The 23,427-nt window shown below is 58.9% G+C and carries 22 protein-coding genes; all 22 read right to left on the bottom strand.

Annotated features, from left to right (window positions below; genetic code table 11):
- Nucleotides 1-54 precede the first annotated feature (54 nt).
- The 22 genes from ACVOLS_RS00955 to ACVOLS_RS00850 all read right to left on the bottom strand — a co-directional run bounded on the left by ACVOLS_RS00955 (nt 55) and on the right by ACVOLS_RS00850 (nt 22,993).
- Nucleotides 55-2,028, bottom strand: coding sequence for a UvrD-helicase domain-containing protein (locus tag ACVOLS_RS00955; protein ID WP_481544067.1), 1,974 nt, complete (start codon nt 2,026-2,028; stop codon nt 55-57).
- 78 nt (nt 2,029-2,106) lie between these two features.
- Nucleotides 2,107-2,601 carry a RusA family crossover junction endodeoxyribonuclease gene (locus ACVOLS_RS00950; RefSeq protein ID WP_481544066.1) on the bottom strand — a complete coding sequence of 165 codons (495 nt, stop codon included), beginning with the start codon at nt 2,599-2,601 and terminating at the stop codon, nt 2,107-2,109.
- Between the two features lie 246 nt (nt 2,602-2,847).
- On the bottom strand, nt 2,848-3,579 hold the full coding sequence (locus ACVOLS_RS00945; protein WP_481544065.1) for a hypothetical protein: 732 nt from the start codon (nt 3,577-3,579) through the stop codon (nt 2,848-2,850).
- A gap of 20 nt (nt 3,580-3,599) precedes the next feature.
- The gene (locus ACVOLS_RS00940; RefSeq protein WP_481544064.1) at nt 3,600-4,100 is read right to left on the bottom strand and encodes a lytic transglycosylase domain-containing protein; all 501 of its coding nucleotides are present in this window, start codon (nt 4,098-4,100) and stop codon (nt 3,600-3,602) included.
- Nucleotides 4,101-4,275: 175 nt separating this feature from the next.
- A complete protein-coding gene (rdgC, locus tag ACVOLS_RS00935) occupies nt 4,276-5,601 on the bottom strand; it encodes a recombination-associated protein RdgC (protein ID WP_481544063.1) in 1,326 nt (441 codons plus the stop codon).
- A gap of 23 nt (nt 5,602-5,624) precedes the next feature.
- Complete coding sequence (locus ACVOLS_RS00930; RefSeq protein ID WP_481544062.1) at nt 5,625-6,764, bottom strand: ATPase, T2SS/T4P/T4SS family; 1,140 nt, start codon at nt 6,762-6,764, stop codon at nt 5,625-5,627.
- A gap of 70 nt (nt 6,765-6,834) precedes the next feature.
- The gene (locus ACVOLS_RS00925; RefSeq protein ID WP_481544061.1) at nt 6,835-7,686 is read right to left on the bottom strand and encodes a lytic transglycosylase domain-containing protein; all 852 of its coding nucleotides are present in this window, start codon (nt 7,684-7,686) and stop codon (nt 6,835-6,837) included.
- 61 nt (nt 7,687-7,747) lie between these two features.
- Complete coding sequence (locus ACVOLS_RS00920; protein WP_481544060.1) at nt 7,748-8,488, bottom strand: hypothetical protein; 741 nt, start codon at nt 8,486-8,488, stop codon at nt 7,748-7,750.
- Between the two features lie 571 nt (nt 8,489-9,059).
- Nucleotides 9,060-9,674: a hypothetical protein gene (locus ACVOLS_RS00915; protein ID WP_481544059.1), complete on the bottom strand. Its 615-nt coding sequence runs from the start codon at nt 9,672-9,674 to the stop codon at nt 9,060-9,062.
- Nucleotides 9,675-9,872: 198 nt separating this feature from the next.
- Nucleotides 9,873-10,220, bottom strand: a complete 348-nt coding sequence (locus ACVOLS_RS00910; RefSeq protein WP_481544058.1) for a hypothetical protein — start codon at nt 10,218-10,220, stop codon at nt 9,873-9,875.
- A gap of 13 nt (nt 10,221-10,233) precedes the next feature.
- Nucleotides 10,234-11,400, bottom strand: a complete 1,167-nt coding sequence (locus ACVOLS_RS00905; protein ID WP_481544057.1) for a hypothetical protein — start codon at nt 11,398-11,400, stop codon at nt 10,234-10,236.
- Between the two features lie 18 nt (nt 11,401-11,418).
- Complete coding sequence (locus ACVOLS_RS00900; RefSeq protein ID WP_481544056.1) at nt 11,419-11,994, bottom strand: type 4 pilus major pilin; 576 nt, start codon at nt 11,992-11,994, stop codon at nt 11,419-11,421.
- Between the two features lie 25 nt (nt 11,995-12,019).
- Nucleotides 12,020-13,138: a type II secretion system F family protein gene (locus ACVOLS_RS00895; protein WP_481544055.1), complete on the bottom strand. Its 1,119-nt coding sequence runs from the start codon at nt 13,136-13,138 to the stop codon at nt 12,020-12,022.
- Entirely contained in the window at nt 13,135-14,997 is a 1,863-nt protein-coding gene (locus ACVOLS_RS00890) for a GspE/PulE family protein (protein ID WP_481544054.1), read from the bottom strand. Before ACVOLS_RS00890 ends, ACVOLS_RS00895 begins: the two co-directional genes overlap by 4 nt.
- Nucleotides 14,998-16,287: a hypothetical protein gene (locus ACVOLS_RS00885; protein WP_481544053.1), complete on the bottom strand. Its 1,290-nt coding sequence runs from the start codon at nt 16,285-16,287 to the stop codon at nt 14,998-15,000.
- 4 nt (nt 16,288-16,291) lie between these two features.
- Complete coding sequence (locus ACVOLS_RS00880) at nt 16,292-17,290, bottom strand: hypothetical protein (RefSeq protein WP_481544052.1); 999 nt, start codon at nt 17,288-17,290, stop codon at nt 16,292-16,294.
- A gap of 12 nt (nt 17,291-17,302) precedes the next feature.
- On the bottom strand, nt 17,303-19,012 hold the full coding sequence (locus ACVOLS_RS00875) for a hypothetical protein (protein ID WP_481544051.1): 1,710 nt from the start codon (nt 19,010-19,012) through the stop codon (nt 17,303-17,305).
- Nucleotides 19,012-19,569, bottom strand: coding sequence for a TcpQ domain-containing protein (locus ACVOLS_RS00870; RefSeq protein WP_481544050.1), 558 nt, complete (start codon nt 19,567-19,569; stop codon nt 19,012-19,014). The genes ACVOLS_RS00875 and ACVOLS_RS00870 overlap by 1 nt, the downstream gene beginning before the upstream one ends.
- 332 nt (nt 19,570-19,901) lie before the next feature.
- Complete coding sequence (locus ACVOLS_RS00865) at nt 19,902-20,477, bottom strand: CRISPR-associated protein Cas4 (RefSeq protein ID WP_481544049.1); 576 nt, start codon at nt 20,475-20,477, stop codon at nt 19,902-19,904.
- Nucleotides 20,478-20,553: 76 nt separating this feature from the next.
- Complete coding sequence (locus ACVOLS_RS00860) at nt 20,554-21,255, bottom strand: N-acetylmuramoyl-L-alanine amidase family protein (RefSeq protein WP_481544048.1); 702 nt, start codon at nt 21,253-21,255, stop codon at nt 20,554-20,556.
- Nucleotides 21,240-21,821, bottom strand: coding sequence for a Cro/CI family transcriptional regulator (locus tag ACVOLS_RS00855; RefSeq protein ID WP_481544047.1), 582 nt, complete (start codon nt 21,819-21,821; stop codon nt 21,240-21,242). The genes ACVOLS_RS00860 and ACVOLS_RS00855 overlap by 16 nt, the downstream gene beginning before the upstream one ends.
- Nucleotides 21,822-21,898: 77 nt before the next feature.
- Nucleotides 21,899-22,993 (bottom strand): ATPase, T2SS/T4P/T4SS family, encoded by a 1,095-nt coding sequence (locus tag ACVOLS_RS00850; protein WP_481544046.1) that lies wholly within the window; start codon nt 22,991-22,993, stop codon nt 21,899-21,901.
- Between the last annotated feature and the right edge of the window lie 434 nt (nt 22,994-23,427).

The following is a 23,427-nucleotide window of genomic DNA, read 5'->3' as shown; positions in this document are numbered from 1 at the left end:
TTAGCGTGCTACTGGAGCACCGCAACACCTTAACTCCAAGGTTCTGGAGGGGGGTTAGGCGACAATCGCTTCAAAGGGCACGGCAAGTTCGCCAGTGCCAACGCCTACGACAGCGTAACGATCATTGTCCTCAACATGCACCACCTCTCCGCATGAACTGAAGAGCTCGAATCCCATCGCGCTTACAACAACGCGATAGTGGCTATCTTCGTCAAAGCTGACATCGACCGTCGCTCCAGGAATCAGCGGATGTAACCACCGTCCCTCCCGCAGCAGTGACGGTGCAGCCCCCTCGATCAATCCCTCATCCATGAAACCACTCATGGCTTCGGAGAACCCACTCACTTCACCTGCAGGCAGGTCCAGAGTGCCAAGGTACGCCGGGGCCATTGGGGTGTCCGTGTCGCCGTCATCGTCCAAGGCTGGGACGCTGCGGTACCAATCGGGAGCAGTGGACAGCACCGCCTGACACAACGAAACATCAAGGTGCTTACGTGCTCGCGTCGCGGCAACGTAGTGAAGGTTTCCCTCCTCCGGCGTCCATCCGAATAGCCCTGGATTCTCGGGGGGGCCCATCGGGACGAAATCGTCCAGCAGCACAACAGATGAAAACTCGGCACCCTTGGCCTTATGGGCCGTGGATAGCACCGCAAAGCAGCCCTCCGGGTCATTCTCGTTTCCCCGAATGCTCTGCAGCTTGCTCTCCAGACGCGCCGGCCCGTAGGTTTCGACGAACTGCACGAGCTTGCGCAGGTGGGCGTAACCCTCGTTCTCGGCAACCGACCGGACTTCTTCCCAGTGCGAGAACTCAGCAAGTTCTGGGTGGGAAGATGCCCTCCCTTCCATCAGCCGGTCTGCACCTTGCACTAGCTGCACCAGGTCATCAACGCCCCCGACTACTCCCACCTTTGCGCCCGGGTTCTCGTCAGCGATGGTGAAGAGCTCGCCAATCAGCGACGCGTTCGTCCTGCCCAGATAGCACTTGGGCTCCCGACATGGGCCCACGATACCGGGTTGGTTAGGGTCTCCGCGCAGGAGCACATCGGAGCCGCACTGTCTGGACAGGATTGTGTTGGCGAAGTCCGCAATCTCTGGGCCGAAACGGAACGACTGCGTCATGTATGCCGTGTTCTTGATGTCGAACGCATCCAGCGCGTCCAGCGCTCCACGCCATTTATAGATCGACTGGCGCCGATCACCGACGATTACGAGTTGTGCATGCTCTTGCTCCCGCAGCACTCCAACCATCAACTCGGATGTGTCCTGGGCCTCATCAAGGAAGATTGTTGTAGCGTCCAGCCGTGGTTTACCGAGTGCCCATTGTTTCAGGTAGACGTCATGCGTCACAGGGAGGGTGTCTCCGGCGATCATCTCTTGCCAAACAGAAGCCGCTAGGTCCGTTAGCAAACGCAGCATCGCACCTGCAGCCATGGCGTTGCCGCGGCATGCCTGGCGCGAAGGACCTATGGCATGGACGGGCAGGACGAGGGTGTCCGAGCTTTGCAGGAAGGCGTTGAGAGTCCCGATTACCGCATGTGCGCCACCGATCAGGTTGGTACGAGGCGCGAACATGTCCTCGGTCCAACCGAAGTGTCGAGCAAGCTCCAAGGGGGAGAGCCTTCCGATCAATCGGCCGTCACGCTGGTACTGCCCTCCCACAGCGAATGCCAGCCCGTGGTTGGTCATCACCTTGCAGCTGGAGGGGAACTTTGCCTTGGCGTCTCGCACGTTCTTGGAACCAAAGCTCGTGTACAGGATCTTCCCCCCGCGCGGAGACCCGAGCGAGGCCAAGTATCGCAGTTCGGTGGTCTTGCCAGTCCCGGCCAGCGCTTCCAATCGCAAGCTCTCGCCGGTTAGGTACATCTCAGCACCGAGCGCTTGTTCCTCCGTCGGGTTGAACCCTGACATGACCAGCGCCTTGCGCCTTCGCGCCGATGCAATGGGCGTCGGCGCTGCACCGGTGGACTCAGCTGGCTGCGGGAAAAGGTCACCCGTAGCATCAAAGGCCTTGACGGATTGGCGGGCCATTACGAACGTCCCCGGACATGCACGGGCGTGTCAATGCACTCATTGAGTGTCCTCGAAAAACGATCCACCCCAAACTCCCTAGCTGTAATCCTGGCCAACCTTGATGATTTCGATCCGGCCTTCAGATCCCCAGCGCTTTATCGCGCCGATGTTGTGAAGGCATTCGTCTCTCTTACATAGTGCATCCTCGGTGGCCTTCACCAAGTTGGAAGCGTCCGGCTTCAGCAGACACGGTTTCCCGTCCATGGCCTGCCGGTATTCTTCTGGCCAGCTTTCGGGCATCGGCATCACGAAGAGCAAGCGATACGCGTGGGGTAGCTTGGCCCCTCGCAAGCGGATTTCGTCGCAGAACGCCCTGTACCGCATGACGGAAGGCCTCTTCTCCCAGGTATCCTTCTGCGACATGCGCGGCTTTGGCACTGGGACCATATGGATGACCTGCCGCTCTGGAATTTTGGCGTCCGCCGCCTCCATGCAGTCAATGTCGCTGAGGTACCGCTGAAGTCGTTCGGTTTGACTCGGCTTCCTGGTGACCGATCTTGCGATCGCCGCCAGCGCAGTCGCTGGCTTCATGCGTTTTGCTGTAGATGGTCTTGGTGCAGTTGCCGGGACGCGCGAGGACAGGGCCTCTGTCCAGGCGGCTCTTCCTCGACTCATCAGCCGCTCACCCTGACAGTGCCAATCATGGCGCCAAGAGCAATCAAGGCCCCCGCGAACATTGTCACCACTGCGCCCAATGTCGATAGCCGTTTGGATCGGCGAAGACGCGAACGTTCCCGGCGAGTGCTAACCCCAGTGACGAAAATGTCATGCATGACTTCAGATCCCGAGGTCAATCTTGGTAACGCCCAAGTAAGCGTGGAACTGTAGAAGGATGCGCGCGGCCTCAACGAAACGATCTCGATCAGCATTGACCTGATTAGCCCACCGCCCCATTCGGCGGTCCGCCTCGATCTTCTTCTGTTCGTCATCGCTCATCCAATCCCTCATGATCATAGCCAGGTGATTGTTCGCGATCGAACATACCTGCTCCCCAGCCGCGTCGTGGAAGTAGAACCAAGCCTTGTAGTTGGTACCCTTCTTCGCGGAATGAGCGGTGTGCGTCACGATGTCGATGGCATTGATCTGTGCGAGTGCATCGCGCAAGTTGTCCATGTCGGCCGTGTAGCCGGGCAGGGAATCACAGCCACGAGAACCAACCGCATGCCGGCCAGCCACACGAGGTTCGCGCTCATCCGTCGAGAACGCCCAGGCCCCCATGTCGTTGATCTCCGACAGCTCGAGGGCAACATCCAAGATTTCGTTACCCACAGCCTCAGGGATGTTCAACGTGGCGTGGAGTGTCTTCAGCCCCTTGGGCCGAATGTTGTCCCGATTGGAGACAAATGCCCCCCGCCCTCCAGCGCCAAAGCGATCGGGAATCAGGCACCGACGGTTTGCGCCATTACCGCTGACGATGTAGTCCAACCGGAACCCGACACAATTGAAGGGGGTTAGCAGCTCGCTGAGCCGGCCTACGAGTTGGTCGATCTTGCTGTTCTGGCTTTGCACGATAGCTCTCCGATGAGTGCCTACGAACCCCGCGCCAGTGCAGCCTCCTGTTTCATCCGGCCTACTCGTTTCTCGAGAGCCGACTGGATCAAGCCGAGGTAGCGATACTGGAACCTGGGTGTTGGCGAGTGATAGGTAGCAAAGGCCTTCGGCATATCCCCGCCATGCCGCTGGAGCTCCTTTGCGAAGATCCATGTTCCCACATAGATGTTCATGCACAAGTTGTCACGAACCATCCGCTCACTGATCCCAGATCGTCCCAGGGTCGGCAACCAGGTCGAGTTGATCTGCATGGGACCTATGTCATAGGACCCATTGGTGTTCCGGCTAACGGCCCCGACTCGGCCACCCTCTACGTCGAGAAGCGCCCAGAGCGGCAGTTCCGGGACTCGGAACGTCTGCGCAGCGTGGGTCACGCACTGAGCAGTATCCGGTGGGTCCGTGGCCAGCCGGCCTGTATTTGCCGTCGCCAAAGACGGGATACCGAGGACAATCAGTGCTGCGAGAAGGGAGCGAACCATGCCAGGCCTCATAAAGCAGCCCGGGACAGTTGAACGTCGCGAGCCTCCAGGGATCGATGCGCTTCGGTGGATAGAGAGAGAGTCCGACGCGCGAGATGAATTGTCCCTTCGCCGGCGACCAAGCTTGCGCCCTAACTGGCGCCCGTATTCGGCCAGTTGGAACTACGCCTTAGAACTACGTCGCCCCGCCTAGCCGCATCACCGGCACCTGCCTGACCTCCGCCCAGTCATCGGTAGCGCTGACCTCGTTGCCCTTCCCGTAGAGCAGGATTCCTCGCGGCTTCTTGTCAAACAGCAACCGGCGCCGATCCTCCTCGTTTCGAGCATCAACGATGGAGACCTTGAGCCCTTTATCTTTGCCCCAGGCGAACGCACGACGCATCAGATCGTTCTTGATGGCCGGAACTAGGATCTCGCTCAGGGTCGGCCGCTTAGCCAGTAGTTGGTCCAACGCCGCGACAAACGTGATCGCTTGATCTCTCCCACCCTCCGCCACGATGCCAAGGCACAGCCCACCCTCTTGAACCGGGGTGACGGTCTCCACTATCGCTTCGCCATCTTCTGCGGGCGCCGCTGGACGTCCGGGCGCCCTTGCCGACTCGGCCACGGCCTTGCCCTTGCCTGTCTTTTCCCGCTCTTTGACTTCCATCGGCGCATTGATGTCCCGCGCGCCACCCAGAAGTGCAAGAACGTCTTCGTAGAACTGAGGCAGCTTGTCCATGATGTCCGGCCAGATGTTCATGGCGTGCTGGGGCTTCATCGTGCATTCGGGTGGCGCGATCTTCCTGATCTCCCCCTTGGAATTCACCGTGAACTCAAGCTGCCCACGCCAACTCAACTGCAGCGAGATGACTTCATCCCCACGCTCCACGTGCTGGCGGATGATCTCACCGGACAGATCCTGGTCTTTGAAGGTTGTCTTACCGGCCTCGCTCTCGTCTGCCTGCAGCTCTGCATTTCGGCCGATGAGGAAGGGTTCTGGCGCCTGGCCTTCAGCCAGCCACCTGGTGAGCTTCGCCTGCGGCGCCTCGCGCAAAGTGGTCGGGAAGGCATGAAGGCTTCCCAAGGCCTGGCGCATCGCGGCCAGAACGATGTCCTCGGCCACCGACGGCGATCCAAAAACGAACAAGCGCTTGGTGTAGTCGTCATAGACCGCCGGTACAGACTTCTCACGCACCGGCGCTCCGCCGTTGAGTTCGGAAGCTACCTGCGCATAGGCAGCCTTCGTCTCGCCTTCGTCAGCTAGCTCACCTTTGAACCGACGCCGGACTTCGCGATCGATGGCGTCCTTGTGGGCCTTGCGTTCGGTCTGCGCGCCAAGGAACGCGTGGTGCCGATCGATGTTGTCCACGAACTTCGCCCCGTACTGGAGCGGTAGGAAGCCAATAGCCTTGGACTGGCCAATGGCAGGCGAGTCCACCTGACACTGTGCAAAGAGGTCCCCCCAGGTGGAGGGGTCCGCGAACTCAAGACTGAGGACGGTGAGCTGATTGATCCACATGCTGTGCGATGTACTTCCAGGGGTTACTGGGCCGCAGCCGCTTGAAGGCGCTCGATGACGCTGCCCTCCGCCGGCGACCCATCGCCCTGGGCATTGACAGCTGCCGTTTGCCGTTCGGCCAAGGTCCGCACATCGTTGAGCTTAACATCGCGGATCGCCGCAGCAACAGTGGAGTTGTAACCTTCAGACCAAAGCGCCGACCCGGTGACGCTTGCTGCGCTCCAGCCAAGAGACACGCCATCTAGCTTCCACATCAGGCGCTGGTAGAACACAGCCCTCAGGTTCTCAGAAAGCATCTCCCGGACGTTGGACACCAGCATCCCGTCACTGCCGGTTGCAAGCGAGATCAGCCTGGAGACCGCTGCGTCGATGGATTTGGCGTGCATCGTCGCGATTACCAGGTGGCCATTGCTGGCCGCCTTCAGGGTCTCGGCGGCGGTCAGTGGATCACGGATCTCACCAACGAAGAGAGTGGTTGCCCCACCGCTGACCGCGGGGTACTGGCGGAGCGCTTCGAGCAGGCCCCTGTAGTATCCCTCGCCTGGTCGTTCCATCTCGAACATCGCATCAGCCGGCCGCTGAATGCAGATGCCATCACCCCATACGCCCTGCAATGGGAGCTCAATCGGGTCTTCGATGGTGTTTGCATGGCCACCGAAGCGTTCCAGGCTGCTGCGGACCATGGCGGATGCAGTGGTAGTCTTCCCCTGCCCCGGTGGCGCGGCGATCAGCACAAGCCCCCCCTCAAGCAGCTCTTCGCAGAGCATCAGCTCACGCCACGCTGCCGGCATCTGCAACTCCGCCAGACTCGGCGTTTCCTTGGGCAGCACACGGAGCTGCAGATCACTGCCATCCGCATGGGTGCCGACTTGCACACGAAAGCAGCTTTCGCCGACGTCTACTCGAAAGCGGCGTTTCCCCTGGCCATGATGCAGATTCACCTGGTCCATCAGCTCCTTGGAGCGAAGGAACGACTCCATGTCCGCCGTTTCGACGAACCGGAATGCCCTGGTGCTGCCGGCAAAGCAGATCGCTCCGGCGAGGTCGGCCTTGAGGGAGCCGCTTCCCTTCACGTGCCCGCTTTGCAATGGGATCCTGATGTCCGTCACCCGCGGCCAATCAGTTTTCGGGAGCATGGCCAGCCGATCGATACCCTTAATCATCATATGTTTCCTCTTGCGAGCACACGGCCGAGTGCCGCCTGCAGTTGATTCGTGGTTGGGGCCATGCTGCTCAGAGCTTGGCCATGTTTCGGCGAACGCGCGCCTGGTAGGCGCGATTCAAGTGGGGGGTCCGCGAGTGATAGTTCCCAACGCCCACCCAGAAATCTGGGACTCGGTTGATCTCAGATCGCAGCCGATACGCGGCCACGTGGACGTTCGTGCAGGAGTCGTTCACGAGCAGCTGCTCGCTGATGCCGTACTTGCGGAGCTCTGGCAGATGGATGGTGTTGATCTGCGCCACTCCCATGTCATAGGAGCCGTTGGTATTTATCTTCTTCAGACCATCCCAGCCGCCCTCGGTCTTGAGGACTGCACGGAACACCGGCAGCGGCAGCGAGTAGCGGGCAGCAGCACCGGCGATGCACTGCATGACCTGAGGCGTTTGCTCTCTCCTTGAGCCCCGCATGGTCGACCGAGCCGCTGGTGCGGGAGAAGCAGGGCCTACCTGTCTCGGCTGGGACGCAAGAATGGTGTCCCGCTGGTAGATGTAGGTGTAGATGGTGACGTTCAAACAATCGTCGTCTGCCAGCATCCTGGCGGTGATCCCATTTGCCGCGAGCGGGGCTATTTCCTTACCAGGAATCGCCGATATCCCGACTTCCACTTCGCCGTTGGGTAGGAATCGAATCTCGCGAGACTTGCCGCCTTTTGCTCGTATAGCTGCGAGCACGCGAGAGCCATCGGCGCGATAGTGATCGGCGGCTCGCGCCACACATGCAGGTACATCAACAGGGGGGAGGTCACCCATAGTGGGAAGGCGCAGGAAACGTTGAAAGTCGCAGACAACGATAGTCGCAACCAACCAAGTCGATGTATCACAACCGCCGCCGACAACAGGTAGGTTACGGTCCAGCCGGTCCATGCCCAGAAATGGACAGGCCCCACCAAGTGATGAGGCCTGTCCTTATGGCTAACCTGTTGCGTTATGCGCAGCCGTACTTCTGATTCTTGACTATCGCTCCACATATGTAGAGGTTCATCTTGTAGTTGAGCACATGCTTCTCGCCAGAGGTCTTGTGAGTGACCGTAACGGTCACAGCTTCGTTGACGCGGGTTCCGACGGCTGCTGTCCCAAAGGTCGGATAGCAACGCTGGAGCTTTATCCCCGCACAAATGCCTGTCCAGTCAAAATTCCAATCCTGACTAGATGTTTCTTCCCACGTAGCGTAATAGCCACCTGTCGCACCAGTCGTGCCTGTGTCTCCTACCTCAAACACAAGGCCGATCGTACCGCTGGTTGTGGTGTTCCAAACAAGGCTCTCGCTATTGCAGCTCCTGTCACCAAATCCAGGACCAAGCTGTAGGATTGTTGCACCAGAAGGTGTCTTGACTTGCAGGCCACAACGGCCCACCAGCGCATACTTCGGTGGAGGTTGGCCCGCACCACCGCCACCACCAGTTGGAGGACTCGGGGAAGTTGGCTGACAAGCCTTCAGCGCAGGAAACTTGACGCAAATATCTGGCATTGGGGTACTTGCCGAAGGAAGGCTGACGCCCGTTCCCCCAGCGATGGTTGAATCCCGATATGCGTGATCACGGTTAATAGTGGGGCGATTCGGCTGCTGGTTCGTAACTGAGCCTGTGGGGTTGTACTGGGCGTTGACACTCCCAGTTGCGATGAGCGCCGCGAGGACTGCTGAAGCTTTTAAATACTTTTCGATCATCTTCTACCACTCACATGACAGGACTTCCCTTTGCAAGGGGGTTATCCGACTACATCGAGGTCTGCTGGGGATCAGCGAAGACCAGACTTTTCCAGCGCTATTTGACGCACTGCTCCGGCTTGCTTACGCAAGGATCCGGCATTGGAACGGTTTTCGTTGGCGGAATAGTTGTAGGGCGACCACCCTGATGAGTCGAGTCCGGCAAATTCTGCCGCGGGTACTGGACCTTCTTCGGCTCAGTTGTTGTGACCTCACCTTTGATTGGCTCACCTGCTCTGGATGGCGATGCGAGCGCCATTGCGACGGAGATCGTGACCGCCCCCAACATAATCGCTTTGATAGATCTGTTCATATGTAGAACGCCTAAATGAAGTTGTCGGTTCAGGGCTCCAACAGCCCTCGTGGTCACGAACTCAGAGCGGATATCTGCTCATCGCGCTCCATACGAGCTTCCCGCAGTAAGTGTTGCGAGCGTCATGCCCACTACCGGCGGCGGTGCTCCTCGATGGACACTCGTTTCCGCCGTGCGCATCGCGACAATTCCTTACGCATGCACACAATGGTGCCGAAGTTACGGGTAAATGACTGTGTACTCGACACGGTAGGAGTAAGCAGAGCTCGAAGGGCATGCGTATAGCGGAGCCGACATCGACCCGCCCCATGCCCCGGGGCCATCCCAGTTTGAATAGTCATTGGGCCACCATGTCGCAAATGAACTGGCCGTGTCGAAGCCACCACAGCCGCTCAACTTGGTTAGCGAATCTATCGTGATCAGCGCCTTCGAGTTCCCCGGTGCATCAGGTAGAGCAAAGCTACCCATCTCATACAAGCTGCCAATGGAAGTTCCGTTAGACCACTTTCCAGAGAAGGTGTGCGTGAATGATTTTGTCACTACAGGAGGGGTTACCACGCCTGAACCACCACCACCTGCATCTGGTGGATCACAACGTTTGGGGTCGTAATCACATGGCCCCGGCAGACCGATAACCACGCCTCCACCCGGAACCTTATCCGCAATGCCACCATTCAACGTTGAGTCGGCCCAAGCTTGGCGGCCATACTTCACGCCATTTGGTTGGGTGCTGGTGACATCACCTTTCGTATCGGCCCCACTCGCCCCTGCAACACTGCTTGCAGCAAGCAAGACCACTGCGACCTTGCAGAACAAGATGGCCTTTAATTTCACAACAGCCTCCATCGGCAACGCCGGTATGGTTTTGATGTAGTGAATGTTAGTGGCTGCTCGTCGATAAGCTGCACCCTAACCCCCCCTGGTGACGACGGGAGTTAGGGATACAACGCCCCCTAAGTATCTATTTGGACGCGGACCCAGTCACCGCAGAAAATGGAACAAGGAACCCAGGCCCAGCTTATGCGCTTTCAGTTACGCGGCTGTCTTGCCCTGGGCCTTCATGAGTGCTGCCGTCTTTGGCGCAGACCGTCCCTTCCGCCAGTCGATACCAACCTCGTCTTCCATCGTGGCCTTTAGCTCGGACCACCTACCGACTAGGTGTTCCCAGCCCAGCCCATAGTTTGCCATCTCGGAGATTCTGCCTTCCCATTCGGGGATCAGTTTGAGCAGGCGCAGACAGCGACCCAGATCCCCCGTGTCCGACGGCGCGCCCATCCACTCGTAAGGCAACCCGGTCATGTGCGCCACAATTGCGCAGCTTGATATCCCAAAGTCGTCACTGAGGAACCAACCAACAAGCCTGATCTCAATAGACTTCATGTGTCCCCCAGGGTCACTTGCATCGAATAAAGGCAACGAGGCGCTGATCAGCAGGACTGAGTTCGACGACGCTCTTGTTGAAGATCAGGTCCGTGCCGTTGTTGCTGATGTCGAACTTGGTCCCTCGAACGACCGGTACAACTCTCCAGGAACCGCCCGAGTCATACACATCAGCTCGCGCTTCATACAAAGCGTCGGCCCTATAGCCAGAAGCGTTGATGGTGCCAGAGCTCTGCAGGCCGACATAGATGGATGGCAGGCCACCTGCCTGACTACAGTCCGGCTTGTTGATCCAATAGTCTGCGGCGCCGGTCAGAACACGGGCATCGTAGATACCCTGTGACGCGGCTTTGCCAACGCTAGTCAATGCAATATCGGTAGTTACCAAACCACCACGCAAGTCAGTTGTACCTGAGGTCACGACCATTCCACTGTCGACCTGGACACGCCCGGTGAATCGAGCATCACGGGCGTTACCAATGCTCATCCCGCCCATGTTGAGGTTGGCCATCATCTGGTTGGTACCGTCAGTGCGCAGCCAGACGTCGTTCGACGGCGCGTTGTTCACCAGAGCAACCACCCGACCGGCATCTGCACCAGGGTTATAGATGGCCGCGCCCGAGGGCGGACCAGAGGCCGTGGCAGGTACGTTCGCAAAGGCCTGATAGAACATACCGTTGTTTGGCAACGACTGTTGGCTGGTCGCAGTCTGGACCAGTCGATCTGCCATCAGGATGGCGTCCTGAGCGTTGTAGTTGCCGGGAGTCGAGACCGAGAAGCTGGTCCGCACCGTGATCTGATTCGTGGAGGCTACATAGGTGAAGCTGGTGCTGTACAGCTTGCCGAAGGTCGCACCGGTAAAACTACACGGCACGTATCCCTGTGTCGGGTTGCTACCAAGGCCGCCGCAAGTGGGTGCCTTCAACCAGTTCACCCCCGCCTGGGGGCCAGCTGGGATGAGAGATGAGTCGGCCTGGGCGGCAGCGACAAACCCTCGGAGGCCAACTGCGAATTGACCGAGGGCTACACCCTCAATCTCAGCGCGCTTCTGAAGCGTATAGCGCGTCGCCAACTGCATACCCATCGCTACGATGGACACCAGAATGGCGAGTGCAAAGAGGGTGCCCAGCAGGGCGTAACCGCCCTGCTGAGCCCGCGTACGGTTAGCGTTGCGCATCATCGACGCGGCTCCTTCCTATTACCGGCCCTGGGCGAACAGCAGGGTGACGTTGGCATTGGACGTGCCGGTCGCGTTGCAGCCGGCGACGTCGGCAACGGTGATCTGGTTGTCGCCGCTGGCAGTGTTCTTTACAACGGTGCCAGCAACGGTCACGCGGGAGAACGCACCTTCAGTTGCCATCACGAAGTCAGAGCAATTGTCGCTCGGAACCAGATAGGTGAACTCGAAGCCATCGTCTGCAACGCCATTGACGTTGGCCGGGCCTACGGTCACCGCGGTCGAGAAGCCGCTACGCAGCGTCGTGCCAGTAACCATCGGGCGTGGAGCGATGTTCAGGCGGATCAGGTTCGCGGCGTTCAGGCCAGTAAAGGAGGCCTGACCGGAGAACTTGGTACGCAGGTCAGCCGACATCATGTTCAGGTACTGCGACTCGGTACTGGTGATGCGTTTGTTCTGAACGACACCGACCATGTAGAAGACCGCGAACACCAAGGCGCCGATGATGGCCAGGGCGATCGCCAACTCGATCAGGGTGACGCCCTTCTGGTTCTTGCGATTTGCGAAACGGGGCTGGATGCGAGTGCTGATGTTCATGGGGTATTCCTTTAGTTGATGGGTCTTAGTTGGCGCGCTGGGACTGGTTGATGGACGATTGGGTTTCTAGCGCTACTTCACCAATCGAGAAAATTGTGAAAATGATGAAAACTCCTAGAAGAACTGTCGCCGCTCCATTCAGGACGTAGCCGATCAGCTTCACTTTCCGGAGCAACATCTGCATGGAGTCACGAGCGGTGACTCGCATGATTTGCTTGAAGTCTTCCAGGAGTTCGTAGATCGACAGACGATCCTCAACATCCCAGGGCAGAAAACCCGTCTGGAGTGATCGCGCTTCGGAGAGGCCATCCGTCATACGGACCAAGACACGATTGAGATGGGCCTTCGTCCAGGCATTCGAGTTGGTCTTGATCTGATTCACTGCCTGCTTGAACGTCGCGCCCGACTCCATCATCGAAGCAGCTGAGATCAGGAAAAAGCTCGATTGAACCCGCGTCGCGAGCGTGTATGGGGGCAAGTGACGATCAAGCCAGATACGAGCCTTTGAAGGCCTCCACCTGGATAGAGAGATCGATACCACGATGACACCAACGACAGTGATCACTGCCAGATACGGCAGGGCCATCAAGAACCCACGACCAAATGCAAAGTAGATTGGCGCGAGTGTCAGCTTATTGAACACCTCTGGTGCAATCAGTCCCGCAGCCTCCTTCATGACCGTGTTGAGTATGTAGACCATCAACAAGATCATGACCGTCAGCTTGCCCAGAGCAGGTGCAAGGCTGGTGACCAGCGCCCCACTCACCTGGCTCTGAACATCTAGCAGGACAGCCAGCTCTTTCAGGGCTTCCGGAAGCTGCGCACTGCGCTCTGCCGCATCAAGCATTGCCGCTTCCTGCGCCGGTACCCAAGGCGCAATCGCTGCTGCGAAACTCGACGAACCACCTTCCATGGCCTTGACGGCCGGATCAAGGACGTTGACCAACCAGCGCAAGGATTTCCGAGGCTTGGATACCTTGAGAATCCGCTGCAACGCATGGAACGGGGTTATGCCCTCCTTGGTGAAGGAGGCCATATCGCTGTAGAACGCACATCTGCGCTTGACCGAAAAGCTCGATCGCACACTCCACTTACCAAACTTGCTCAAACGCCGTTTGCCAGCCTTCTTCTTGAGGAGCTTCAAGCGGCCTCCGCATATGGCTTTTCTTCGCCACTGGCAGGGAGCGTGATGTCTTCGGGGAACTGAAATTCGTCTAGATAGTGGAATTCGCTTTCAATCGATTCCGGCGAGATGAGGCCCTGACGCATTTTGTAGATTGCGTGCTCAAAAGCTGTCCGGCCGGTCATGTTCTCCGGCTGGTCATGCTTGATTTGTGCGCGCCAGTGTCTCCACAAGCCCATGGAGTCTGCTGCAGCGACTGCTCCAACCATTTCCGGTGTCGGCCGCATGATTTCCGCACACACCGTACGACCAATCACACCCCTACCATCGCAGCTCGAGCACCCTCGGGGATTACGCAGATAGATGCCTTCCAGTTTTCCACCCTGGATGACATGCAGCCGCTTCATCATTGCCTCGGTTTCCGGGGTCATCGGCTTGTTGACGACGTCCGCAGCCTCAATCGCGCATTCAGCACAAAGGACCTGCGGCAGCTTCTGGTACACGAGACCTGCGACGAGGTTGATCTGCGCAAGACTCTGCCTTCCCACACCCATACCAATCAGGCGCTCGAAACATATCGGTGCACCATCAGCATGCAGCGTCGATGCAACCAAGTGGCCAGATCGAACCGCATGAATTGCCAGCTCTGCCGTGATTGAGTCACGGATTTCGCCAACGCCAAGAACGTCCGGATCAGAGCGAAGAATCTGGCGAAGAGTTTCCTGGAAGGGATCGGCGAGACCCGGGACACGTTTGACCGGAGTCTGATAAACGCCACGAATGCGGTACTCGACCGGCTCTTCTACCGTACGGATTTTCTTGCCTGGTCGCGAGGCTGCAAGGCTCTCCAGCTGGTTGGCCAAAGTGGTCGACTTGCCCGAACCTGTGGTACCAGCAATCAGAATCAGGCCCGAAGATCGCCCGAACATGCGCCGGAACTGCTCCTGCTGGTCAGCCGAGTACCCAAGCTCAGCCAGGTCAACAGTGCGCTCATCAACATCGACCGGAATCACTCGGAGCGTCACGTCGAAACCGCTAGGACTCAACGGGAGGCCCGAGTAGCGGAAACGAACCATCTTGCCGTCGAACACACGCTCGATGGCACCGTCCTGATTCCGTTGAGGGTTGAACCCTTCTTTCACGGAATCGCTGGTGACCAGAGTGTTGTAAACAGACGAGACAAGAGATGTCGCGAACTCCGACGACAACTCCTCGACCTTCTGCATGTCGCCATGGACACGCATCGAGACAGCCGCGCCGTCAATGGTGTTGGAGATATGGATGTCTGACGCTTTCAGGGCCAGAGCCAACCGTCCAATGGAATCAAATTTCTCGTGCAGCTTGGATTCTGACTCACCCTCGCCATTGCCATTGCCATTGCCAGACCTGATCTTGTCCCAGCGACCGTATACGAGATCCATCAACTCCCGGGTTACATTGATCTGTCCCGCAACCTTGTAACCGGCGCGCCGAACCTTGGAGCGCAGGTGCATTTTCCCTTGATCGGGCAAATGGCCGACGGACAGGCAGAACACACGCTTGTGCTGATCCCGACTGTTGAAAATGATTGCAACGTCCTGGTCACGCGCGCCGGCCTGCCCCAGCTCCTGGCCAGCGTCATTGAGCACTACCGTCCATTCCGGCAGTTCGGTAAGCATCCCTGCCGCGAGGAATGAACCGAGCTCGAATGCCGCTTCCAGGAGATCAGTTTTGGTCGCAATGTTGGTGCGCAGCAGAGCGTCTTCGATCTGAAGACCATTCTTTCTAGCGTCATCCCGCGCACGATCAGCATCTTGACTGGTGATCCGACCAAGCTGAACCAGTAGCTGGCAGGTCCTGGAACCATAGATTTCCGGAAGATTGTCCTGCGGATTGCTCATTTATCGGTCACCACCGTGTACGCGGACCCATTCGATGCGCCAGGAAGGCGACACCGCTCCGGATCCCCTGGAATACGAAATCGTGTTGGCAACGAAGCCCGTTTCCGCCATGAAGGCGGTGAGCGTCCGCACCATGACAAGGTCGATCGCTTCCGTGTATTTGGTAGCGAAGGTCTCGCGATAGAGCATCGGCGCATCGGCAGGAGCCGACAGCCCCTGGTTCAAGGTCTCCGACTTGACCTCACCATCAACCATGACTTCAGCGAACTTCATGGTGAGTGCGCCCAGCACATCAACCACATCGGTAGTGCTCGGTGCCGGGTTGTAGATTTCTTCTTCGGTGTATGGAGCAGAAGGGCGCACCGGCACTTCGATCCTGACGTTCAGGCTCTTCTTGTCCGGCAAGAGCGAAACGTTCTGTCGATCGAAGAGCTTGTAGACCGCAGCTATGGAGTATCCCGATGCAGTCTTGTCGAGCGAGTAGATGCCGCTGCAGCTAGTTGGCTGGCATGTGACACCGTCAAGAACCCATCCACTGATTACGGATGGAAAGCTAAGGATCGAGCCCCTGTACGCGTTGCTTGCCCACTCCGCGTCTCCCGGTAGATTGGCCAACTCCATGCCCGCCGCGGCGATATATGCCGCGCGCGCCTCAGCTGCCATGACGACCGGATCAACGGCGCTATCCGGCTTCTTGAAGAACATAGCCCACCCGCCGTACCCAAGGCCCGCTACCACTGCGGCTAGGACAAGCGCACCTACGAGCGAGTTGCCAGCTCTGACGGTTTGCTTGAGCGGCTTGACCTTGATCTTTGCAACGATCTTCTCAAGGTCGAAGGGAATGACTTCCCTGCTACGCGACGAAAGCAGATCGTCAAGATCCGCAAGGCAGCCGTCAGCAGCGAAAAGCGGGATGTTCGCGTTCCGCAAAATGTCGCGGACTTCGTCCTCCGCCTCGAAGGCCTCCATGGTTCGGTCTGAACCCGCAACGACAACGCCCTTGATAATCGCGACGAACCATACCTGCCCAGCACCGAGCGGAGCTGCGTAGACGCCATCAGCGTCCCGCTTTGCCAGGGCCTGCGCATAGCTATAGACAGGCCCCTTGGTATCCCCTGCCTTTGCGTAGCCAAGGACGCAATCACCATCGTGGCCTTCCACGACGGTGTAGAGACTCGGGGTTGATTCCCCATTGGCGGCAAGAACCGCTTCCTGGGCGTCGTCGCCGAATGAATCGTTCCAGTTCAGCTCTAAGGCGAACTGTCGTTTGCCGATCTTGATGATCCGCACGTCGTCAGCTCCTTACCGGGACCGTCTTCTTCTCGCGACCGCGCTGGATCGTGACCGAGCTACGCGAGACATCAGTTACCCGCCAACCGCTGGGCAGCACTTCACCGGCGCGCACAGTGCGGCGCTTGCCCTCGACCAGGACGTCGGCATTGCGAGCCACGCCGTCGCCACCCCAAGTGGAGATGACTTCAACCGGCGACTGCTCAGCGATGTCGAGAACGTTCATGGGCATGGGGATCGGCGGCGGAGCCGGTGCTTCGGTCGGCTCCGTCGCACCGGAGATCTTCTTGTTCAACTCGGCGATCTCGGCCTGCAGCACCAACAGCCGCTTCTGGCGAATCAACTCCTCCTCCTGCTGTTGGAAGGCGATTTCGCGATCAGTGAGCACCACTTTCAGACGGCGGGCCGGCGCGGACGGGATCAGAACAACAGCGGGAGCCGGCGCCTGGGCCACGGCCGGAGCCGGCGCCTGCCGAATGGCGGGAACCGAAGTCGGAGCCGCCGCATTGGTGACCACTGCGGGCGCCATGCTTGGGGCAGCGGCGGTCTTCGTTGCAGCAGCCGTCGGCGCGGCGGCCGCCAGCTTTGCCACCGGAGTGCTGGCAACCGATGCCACGATCGATTTCTGCGCTTCCGCCCTGGCCGGCGCTGCCGCCGGCGCTTTCGCTGCAGGAGCTGCTGCCGGTGCAGACGCGGCCCGAACCGGAGCCGTCGCCGTGACGGTTTTGGTCGCTGCTGCGGCCGGAGCCGGGGCGGCGCCCTGCCGCGGCGGCAAGCCGGGCGGGGTGAGCTGTCCCTGTGCGGCGGTGACGCTCGGAGCACTCTGCTGCGGTGCCATCGCAGGTTGCGGATTGGCAAGATCTGCCGCATCTGGGTTCATGCTCACAACAGTGTTCTTCGGCACGCCCTTCAAACTCACCGAGCCGAGGAGATCATCGCCTGCGTATGCGGAGCCGCCGATAAGGAGGGTGGCAATCGCGATGGTCAACAGTTTCACTTTCATCATGTCCTCGACTTAGATGCGGCTGCGGGCGGCAGAGACGATTGGGCGAATCGCGACGACGACCATCTCGCGACCCTTCTGTGCCGTCCGGTTACCACCGAGCAACCACATCGACTTGTCCAACGGAGAGGCGGTATCCAAACCCGCATCGGTCTGCTCAAAGCCGGCCAGCACCAGGGTTTCGCCGCTGTTGATCCAGGCCTGCTGGTTGAACTCCCGGCTCGCAACCTGGGGCAGCTGAATCGAGGCTTCGCCGCTGCTGAAGGACTCCATCTTTTCCAGAGTGCTCATGCTCACCATCAGCTTGAGCAACATCCGCTTGCCATCGTCCTGGACGTGCGGCAAGACATAGATGTTCAACCCGGTCTCAACCGTCCCCGGCGTCAGAGCAGCACCGGTGGTAACTGCGCTGTTGCTGCCACCGATATAGGTTGGGGTGGTCTCTGCGAGATAGCTGATCCGGCGAACCACCTTGATGGGAGCCGGCTGATTGTTTGAAGTCAGAACCGATGTGTTCTGAACCATCGACGTCCGGCCCAGGGTGGACAGGGCATCGATGAACATCTGGCTACCGCCATAGCGGTATGGGACGCCATTCTCATCACGTTCCGGCACTTTGATAATCGCGCTCGACAGGCCGTCGCCAATAACGTTCGGACGGGGGGTGCTGAGGCTGAGGTTGTAGCCCGAGCTGGCCAGCAAGGTCTGGAACATCACGCTCCAGTTCATGCCGCGCACGTCCTTGTCGTTAACCATCACTCGGTAGATCGTGACGCCTACATCCACCTGCCGGCTCATTGCCGTGTTGGTGTCGTCGATGTACTTGCGAATCATGTCCATCCGCGCCGGCCTGTCGCGCACCAGAATGGTGCCGGTAGCCTGGCTCACGGAATACACACCCTCCTTCGACATCAGTTTCTGGACGGCGTCTTCGATTCCTGCCCAGATCGTGTCGCTGGCCTTGGTTTCGTGGGTAGCCGATGCCTTGGCGGTATCGAGGGACTCAGATCCACCCGAACTACCCTTGGATTCATTTGCGCCGAGCTCTGCCTTCGAGCCCGACTCACCTTGAACAGCCGCAATGCGGAATGTCTCGGTCTTGAACTTGTAGAAATTGACGCGCTGCTTGGATTCGTCGTATTCCCAAGCTGCATCGATCTGGTTTGCGATCGCGTCGAACGCACCCTTGGCTGGGCCAACATAGTTGAGCGTGATCTGGTTGCTCGAAGACACGCTGCTGGAAACTTGCGGCAAAGTCGGCAGACCACCAGTCAGATTCGGTAAACCGGCCCACGGTTGACCACTGGAATCGACTTGGAAATCCATGGCACTGGAGGCCGGCGCAGTAGTACCACCTGCAATGTTCAACTCGGTCTGGAAGGAGAATGCCAGGCCGGTCATTGCCTGCAGGCGCGAGGCGATCAGGCTGACGGGGATACCCGACGGTTCGTTGAACTCGACAACACGATTGAAGGCCAGCGGATAACGTGTAGTCGCTGCGACCGGAGTAACGTTGACGAACGGAATATCGGTTACGACCGGGCCACGGACAGGCCGCCCACTGACGGAGGCGCGGCCATTGAGCAGCTTTTCGGCCTCATTCTTCGCACTGGTCTGCGTTTGATCAGCATCACGCTTGATTTCCTGCATCGTGGTGCAGCCAACAAGCGCTACCGCAATCGCGGCAAACAGCGAGCCCTTCAAGAAGTTCTTCGTGTTCATCAGTAGTTGTCCCGGACGTCCATTTTTTCGATCACCACCACGCGGTTCGAGCGAGCGAACCGCGGAACGACTCCGTACATCCCGCCTTGGGACTGATAGGCATGCACCACCCACGTCACCGACTCGATCAGATCGGCCGTCGGGATCGGCAAATTGGCATCGAGCACGTAGTCTTCGTCGATCTGCCAGCGAAGATCCCAGCCGCGCTCGCGAACGAAGCGGTCGAGCGCAACGGACAGTCGAGTGCCTGCTGGCAGCATTGAGCTGCGAATGTTGAGCGGCGGCGAGACGCCGGAACCCTGATCCAACGAGGACAACGGAGCGAGGTGCGTCGATGGTGCAAGAGCCGACGTCGACACCGATGGCTGCGAATCCATCGATTGCATGGGCATCAACGGTCGCGAGGAGGAGGAACTCGGTGCATCAACCCCCGGAGCATCCCCCGAAAGCAGACTGGCGGCCGAGGCATCCATCGGCCTCAGAGTGCTCTGCGCCATGGCCGGCATGCTTGCGATGCATGCCAGGGCCAAGAGCGTCATAGCGGTGAATTGCTTCATAGAGTGTCTCCAGGTGAATTTGCGGCTCACTGGAGAACAACCTCACCCATCAGGGGATGTAGGGAGCTACCAGCAAAACTTGCCTGGAGAGAATCGTATGCACCCTTGAGGCCAACCCTGCGCCCTAACTGCCGCCCTGTGGACGGCAGTTAGGCGACAAAACAATTTTCCCTAATCAGATGGAACGACTACTTATGGAAATGATCAAAGAATGGCTGGTCTTCGAGTGTTATCGCGCAAGCACACCGCTACTACTAGAAAGCCCCTCGCCTCTGCTTTGGCGCAGTTCGCAAGCTTTCGGAAACGCAAATCGTTTTCCGAACCTGACCCTGTCAGGCTGCCCTGCTGGGACAACCTGAGCGGAACGCGCATTTTTCACAACGCCTCGCGTGGGGCTTTACGATCGGGACAACCTTCCCGGCTCGCAGTGCCTGATACCGGTCCCACAGCAGATCCACACGACTCGGGTGCAGCAGATCCACGCGCTGATAGAAAGGTGCTTGCCCTTCAGGCGCAAGACGAATGTAACCATGGCTCGCCACCTTTCCCTTGTAGCGCCGCATCTCATTCAGTGCGGCGGCCTGCGCACTGATCTGCACCAGGTCGGACGGCGAGATGGTGCGCCGAGTCTTGGTCTCGACAGGAATCACCCAGCCAGCCTTGGTCTTGAAGACCTGGTCGGTCTTAGCTGCGAACGGGCGCCGGCCGTTTCGGTAAATGGTCTTCTCGCTAATGATCAGCTTGGCGTCCTGGATCTCCAACGGCATTCGCGCCCGCTCATACTTGTCGTACGCATCCCGACCGGACAGCGACTTCCGCCCCGGACGATGGAGACTGATGGACAGCCACAGGCATGCCACCAGAATGGCAACTACAACCACTACAGCGATGGCGAACGTCTGGTGCATTGGAGCCTTCGTATCACGTGGTGAGACTGAGAACTAACGTCTACACCAGTTGCTCCTCAGCGAAAGTTGCGCGTTCTCAATCTATGAGACGTGAACTGGGGGCAGGAACACATCGCTCAACCCCACCGGCGATCATCGAAGCGGTACTGGCAATCCAGTTGGGATCGGTGAGCTTGGAAAGCTCAAGTGGATTGACGATAACGCCTACTTCCAAGAGAACCGCTGGGCTTTGCGCATGCTTCAGTACGACAAGATCGTCGTACCGATGAATCCCTCGACGGTCATCGAGAAGACGCTTCTGCTCACCTCGAATCGGAGCGGCGTGATACCTGGACGGCCGCTCACCTGCAGCGACCATTGCATCGCCCACGTGTACGGCGCACCTCAACGAACCATTGAGCTTCTGGGCCTTGCCAGAGACGAAAACGGAGAAGCCGGCAAACTCAGGAGCGCGACCGGCCTTCAGTAGCTGCGGCTGAATCGAGTCATGGTGAATGGAGAGGAACAGATCTGCCCCTGCCGTGTCCTTGACCCGATTCCGCAGGCTGATGTCCCTCGACGATGCTCCCACGTCGACAACTTCGTGCCCCCTCAGCCGCAACGCCTCGATGACCTGTACCGACATGGCGCGGTTGATCACGTACTCTGGGGTGCCGTCGGAAGCCTTACTCCCCCATTGAGCACGGCTATGGCCGGTGTCGATGTAAATCGTCCCTGCGCTTGCAGGCATCGCCTGCGCAAGGAGTGCAAAAGCAATTGCAGTCAGCGTGGTGCGCATACGTGTCCATTGGTACGAACTTGAGCTTCAAACGCGCGAGCCGGCGGGACGTTCTTCCCCCAGCCTCGCACCGTGTCGGCACCAACCCCGAACTGCAGCGCTACCGCCTCGATCGAGCCGAAGAAGCTAACCAGCTGCTCCACCTGGATCGGGCCGCCGGCATTCACGCCAGCCCATTGGGCCGGGGCACCTATTACCCGCTCCACCTCGCGCAGCTTTGCCAGACGCTGCAGAACTTCGGCAGCGTCCTCGCCGATTTCATCCGGCATCGGCGCAGTGCCCGCATCGATCTGCAGGAGGTTGCGTGCGGTCAGGTATCGGCGCTTTGCCGGCCCCGCGTCTTTCGAGGCACGCGAGGAGCCGTCATTCCGATCGGGAATCTTCTGCTTCAGGAATTCGATTACCTTGCTGGCCGTCAGCGAAGTGAGCGGCAAGTTGCCACCGGCATGCTTCACGGCATCTGCGGGGTTGTCGTAACCAAGCTGCTTCGAGAGCAACTGGATGTAGTTGGCTTGGCCTTGTGTGCCAAAACCATCCAGATTGTCAGAGTTCTGATTGGCGTCCATGGCTACATGGTCGCTGCAATCTTCCTGGCCGGCGCGCCCCAACCGGCGTTGCGAGATGGCGAGTTAGGAACCAGCCCCTATCCGCCCGTGGCCGACAGCTGGCTCAGGAGCTCCTCGACATTGCCACCCTTTCTCGACACTTGGTCGATCTTCCCCTTCTGCCTTTCCATTATGTCGGCCATGGCGGCGTAGTTCGCTTTGCGGATCAGATTTGCCAGGGCATGCGACGGTCCATCGGAGAACAGGAGGCTCGGCGTGTAGCTCCCCCTTGTCCAGCCGGTCTCATCTGGGCGCAACCTCAGGCTCATGTGCATTACCACGCGCACTGCTTGCGCCAAAGCGATGTCCGCGGCCTCCCCCATTGTCGCCTTGGCCAGGCTCGACAATCGAAGCAATGCACTAGCTGGGTCGTAGGAGTGCGCAGTCGTGATTACCAGCATCCCATTGGCTGCAGCCTTCACGACCTCAGTGGCCGTTTCGGCATCTCGCACTTCACCAACAAAGAGGATCGCGGGTCTAGTTGCAGGCATGCTGCGGTAAGCACGGCGTATTGCGCCAGCGAACCCACGACGGTTTGGATCTTCGGTCGCGTAGTCAACGGCAAGTTGGCGACAGGAACCATGACCCCATAACCCTTCGAGCGGAATCTCCGCGACATCCTCAACGCCGAGGCAGCGGCCGCCAAATTTCTCGAGTCGCGTTCGGACGGTGGCGCCGGCTACTGTTGTCTTGCCCTGCCCCGTTAGACCACAGAGCAACACCAAGCCACCATCGTTGAGCCATGCGGCCGCGAGCAGATCACGGACGAGGCTGCTCATGCGGATGTCTGAAAGAGCTGGCGCTGCTGTCGGCAAGCGTCGAATACTGATCTGAGTGCCGCGCTGTGAGACGTCACGCATGGCCCGCCAAATGCGCCCCTCGAACTCCACTCGGAAATCTTCTCCCAACCCTGGGTGCTCAGCCAAGTGCATGGCCAATCTATCGACCCAGTCCTCCAGCTCGGTACCACCTAATCGTGCGCAGGCGGCAAGACCGTAGTAGCAGATCGCCCCTGCCCCACCCCTCTGAAGGTTTGGGTTTCCATCACGCACCTCCTCGTACATGTAGAGGTCAATCACCCGATCGAGGTCACTCAACGAGCGCGGGGGACTTCCCGTTTCAGTCAACTCCATTGCTTCCGCGCTCTCCGTTCATAGCGAAGCCGCGCATTGCATATGCGCGCTGCATGTAGCACTCACCATCTGGACATAGCCGACAAAGACCATGCTTTCGTCACCGTCGAGGAAGCGACCATCCGGTCCGCCGGTACTTGCCGTGGAGTTGAATAACTCGCAAGACCGCCGACGATGACAGATGTTGAATTCGGCAAACTTCATGGAGCCCATGCTATGGCCCGGCGAGCAGCTGTCTATGGTCTAACCGCGCCTCTCACGATGGCAGTTGCGGCCCCATCCCAACTGGTGGCGACTGCTGCTCTAACTTAGGTGGGCTCGGATCGGGGCAGAGACATCACAATGCATAGCCACGCTTGCTGTCACCGCAGGGACCGAATCGAATTGCCCATCGTCCGCATGCGGATTTTGCACTTTGGATATTGATCTGTCCG

The organism is Stenotrophomonas sp. STEN038 (genome assembly GCF_056759895.1).
Note: the sequence above shows the minus strand (reverse complement) of the source record. Positions and strands in the feature narration are given on the sequence as shown.